This is a genomic window from Pseudophaeobacter leonis, from assembly GCF_002087335.1.
GTDB classification, from domain to species: Bacteria; Pseudomonadota; Alphaproteobacteria; order Rhodobacterales; family Rhodobacteraceae; genus Pseudophaeobacter; species Pseudophaeobacter leonis.
In genome coordinates this window covers 1-3,490 of sequence record NZ_MWVJ01000079.1, presented here as the reverse complement: position 1 = coordinate 3,490, position 3,490 = coordinate 1, and the positions used below count along the sequence as shown (strand labels likewise).

Genomic DNA, 3,490 nt, shown 5'->3' with positions numbered 1-3,490 from the left:
ATCAGCCTCCGACAAACACGGCGCGGTTCAAACTATATCGACACCTCTGGGTATGACTGCTTTACAGACTACCCAACGCGTACATTTTACAAAGACCTTATTCGTGAATATCCTGACGCATACTTCATCCTTTCCGTGCGTAAGGACATAGAAACTTGGCGGCGAAGCATGAAGGGATTTTTCGAGAAATTTAAGTTGGACCTTGATCTCGACGGCCTAACAAATGCGCACATTGCTATAAATGATGACTGCGAGAAGCTCTGCGCAGACCTAGGTGTGAAGTTCTGCAAGATCTCAATCGACGATGACGCTGCGGTAAATGGAAGAATTCTTTCGGAGTTCCTTGCACTTGATCAAGTCCGCAGCCTTGGATGGGAAAACAGAACTGATGCCTATGACAATTCCATGTGGTCCACACGCACCACGTTGTACAACACAACGGCGACTGATTTCCTAACATATGTGAAACTCATCACAAGCCCATCAGAGGCAATGCTATCTGAATATGGTTGGTTTTTTCTTATCAACGACAGCTCTGACTTCATGGACTATTGCTTTGGAGACTTAGCTTGGACTCAGGACGAAATCGACCGAGCTAAATCAACACTTCGCGAAAGACACGATACTTTGGATCAGCAAAATATCAGCTACCTGAAGTTCGCGGTTCCCGAAAAGTCCATTGTGTACTCAGAGTTCCTTCCAAAGATTTTTGCGGACAAGCCTCTTTCTCAGGCCAGACCTGCTGTTCAAATCGTTGACCCGGATTTTGATTTCTATAGCTACCCCGCAGAGCTCTTGCGGGATGCCAAGTCATACGGAACCCTCTATTTCCGTGGTGATAGCCGTATCAACTGGCTTGGAAGCTATATCTTATATCATCATATCATTGAAAAAATGAACGCCCATTTGGTGACGACGAAAAGGGGCAAACAAATTCCGCCAATCCTGCTAAACGAGTTACAGCCAATCCTGGCAGCCTTTGGTGGCGATCTGTATTCCAAGATGGATGCAGAGGCGCGCAGTATCTGTCAGGGGGCGCTTAAGTCTTTCTATCTTGGGAAAAATATAGAGCATCTGGTGAGGTATAAGCTCTTTGACGAAATGCGAAATTCAAAGAGCATCCCCGTCGAAGACGACTACATTACACATCTTGGCGACCACGAGGCGCTTCGGTTTAAAACCGAAGGCAACACCCTACCCAAAGCGGTCGTTTTCTATGATTCATCGAGTGATTTCACGATTGATCTATTAGCGGAACACTTCTCAGAGTCGCTCTTTATTCGACACAAGGGAAATATCTATGACGATGTGATTGAGCGCGAAAAACCAGACATCGTTCTTCATCTCATGGCTGAACGGTTCATGATCAACTACAGTAGTTCTCCAGCTTTCTCGACCCTGGGATTAATTCCAATTTCCGGCGCATAAGTGGCGTGCGCCGGCCATCCCAATCAGTGACCGGCGTTCTTACAAGTGCAAATTTATTTCTGATATAGGTCAGCGCATGTGTAATCAGACCCAAACGCGAAAGAAAACCATGTCAAAAGACACCCTATACGGGCCGATGGACATGCCAAACTGGCCCGAGGATCTGATTGTCCAGGCGCTCTGCGATTTTGGAGAATGGAGCGCGAAGGAGGCGGCTCTCTTTGCCCGGCTTCTCCCTGAGAATGCCGTCTTGTGGGATTGCGGTGCGTTCTTAGGCAGTTTTACGCTGGGGGTGGCCCGACACCGGGCGCTGTCATCGGTGCTCGCGGTCGAAGCCAATGCCGCACTCGTCCCTTTTCTTGCCCGCAACCTGACCCGGCTAGCGCCTTGCCCAGTCACCGTCCTTTCGGGAGGGGTCGGGCCGCAAACTGGAAGCCTGCGCCCCAAGGCGCAAGACGAGATCGCACAGAACCACGGCGCTCAGGTTTCCGAAATGACCAAAACAAATGATCTTTTGGTTCTAAGGCGAGACAATGCCGACTATATCATTGGGCGATACGAGGATATGTCGAGCGCCCTAACCAGGTGGTTGAGGGACGAAGATATATGTGACATTTTGGAATTCAGGCGTGAAAACACGAGTGGCGAGAAGTCATTTTCCAAGCAGATTTCTGAAGTTTTCAAAGGGGGTCAGAGCATGCGTCTGCAAAACCTGTTCCAGAAAACTGCATATTCACAACGGTTTGGATACCAAGACTCCGAAGACTTGGCAGAGTGAGGTTTTGAAGTATGTCCGAGTTTTGTGTTATTGGGTCTTGCGTCACAAGAGACGCCTTTGAATTTGGGGATATTAAGGATTCCCTGACATACTACCATTCACGGTCAAATTTGGCGAGTTTGACGCATACCCTTCCCATCGATGAATTGCCAGATTTCGAAGAGCCCCGTCACTTTGAGAAACGGTGCGCTCAGACTGATATGAATAAATCGTTCAACCTGAACCACAGAGGTAAAATTGTCATTTTCGACTTTATCGATGACAGATTTCCAATAGCAAGGCGAAATGACAGGGTTTTTACCGCCAATTGGCGGATGCTTGCGACCGCTTCAGAGCAATGGAAGAAAGGGATTGAGTTTACTCCACATTTCAGGCCGCAAAACTGGAGTCAGGTCAGCGAAAACCTCAAGCTGTTTTACGACAAAAACCGGGAACTCTTCCACGAGAATTATATCATCATTCACAAAGCAAGCTTCAACCCTTACTATGATGGGCAAGATCCTGATAGAGAAAAAGTTGACGCCATGTTGAGGTATTATGATTTTTTATTCAATGAGATTATGACTTTATGGCCAGTAGACTACACGATTGATTTAAGGCATCTTCTAACAAGCCCAAGCGCCACACCCGCTGACCACAGGTGGGGGCACACGCCATTTCACTATTCTGACAACTACAACGAACTGTTAGCCAGCGAATTGGCTGGCCGGCAACGAATCTTTTCAAGTAAATATAAAAAAATATTCAGCTCTTCTCCATGATGACCTGAGGCGAAACTCTAATAGCCACCTCAGGCCAAAATGTTATCTACTTCTCGGGGATAACCTCACACCCTAGACGTGAAAGGGTTTTCTTTAACTTGATGGCATTTAGCATCCAATCATTTTTCACAATGTCAAATGCCTCTTGCGCTTCAACCGGGTCCGAAGGTTTATTGTCACCTACTGACACAATCCACAATGCTTTCGCCAGTTTGGTTCGCACGCCATGTTCTTCAACCGATACGGCCGGTGCTGTTTTGCTAGCTGTACGTGTCATTACACGCCTCCTAAAAATAAATATTGTCTGAGTTACTTTGGTGCTGAATGCACTCGAGCAAGTTATCCAAGCACGCCTTAATGGTCAATCCGAGACACCGTTCACCTGTGGCGTAAATTTCGGGCACCACAATTTCACAATTGCGAGACTGGTCGCATTGCAATGATTTATGATAGAGGTCAACGCATATGTAATCCGGCCCAAACGCGAAAGAATACCATGTCAAAAGACACCCTATACGGGCCG

Annotated in this window: 4 protein-coding genes; 3 read left to right on the top strand and 1 reads right to left on the bottom strand. The window is 47.2% G+C overall.

Features of this window, described 5'->3' with window-relative positions; genetic code table 11:
* The 3 genes from B4968_RS17315 to B4968_RS17305 all read left to right on the top strand — a co-directional run.
* On the top strand, nucleotides 1-1,428 hold a 1,428-nt coding region (locus B4968_RS17315; RefSeq protein ID WP_161492605.1), incomplete at its 5' end, for a sulfotransferase.
* A 76-nt stretch (nucleotides 1,429-1,504) separates the two neighbouring features.
* Nucleotides 1,505-2,206: a class I SAM-dependent methyltransferase gene (locus tag B4968_RS17310; RefSeq protein ID WP_083100666.1), complete on the top strand. Its 702-nt coding sequence runs from the start codon at nucleotides 1,505-1,507 to the stop codon at nucleotides 2,204-2,206.
* Nucleotides 2,207-2,217: 11 nt separating this feature from the next.
* Nucleotides 2,218-2,967 carry a DUF6270 domain-containing protein gene (locus B4968_RS17305; protein WP_083100665.1) on the top strand — a complete coding sequence of 250 codons (750 nt, stop codon included), beginning with the start codon at nucleotides 2,218-2,220 and terminating at the stop codon, nucleotides 2,965-2,967.
* Between the two features lie 46 nt (nucleotides 2,968-3,013).
* Here B4968_RS17305 and B4968_RS23190 read toward each other — a convergent pair whose 3' ends face one another.
* Nucleotides 3,014-3,244, bottom strand: coding sequence for a hypothetical protein (locus B4968_RS23190; RefSeq protein ID WP_139792881.1), 231 nt, complete (start codon nucleotides 3,242-3,244; stop codon nucleotides 3,014-3,016).
* Nucleotides 3,245-3,490 lie beyond the last annotated feature (246 nt).

Coding starts and splice junctions, on each gene's coding strand:
- B4968_RS17310 (WP_083100666.1), top strand. CDS start 1,505: ATGTGTAATCAGACCCAAACGCGAAAGAAAACCATGTCAAAAGACACC.
- B4968_RS17305 (WP_083100665.1), top strand. CDS start 2,218: ATGTCCGAGTTTTGTGTTATTGGGTCTTGCGTCACAAGAGACGCCTTT.
- B4968_RS23190 (WP_139792881.1), bottom strand. CDS start 3,244: ATGACACGTACAGCTAGCAAAACAGCACCGGCCGTATCGGTTGAAGAA.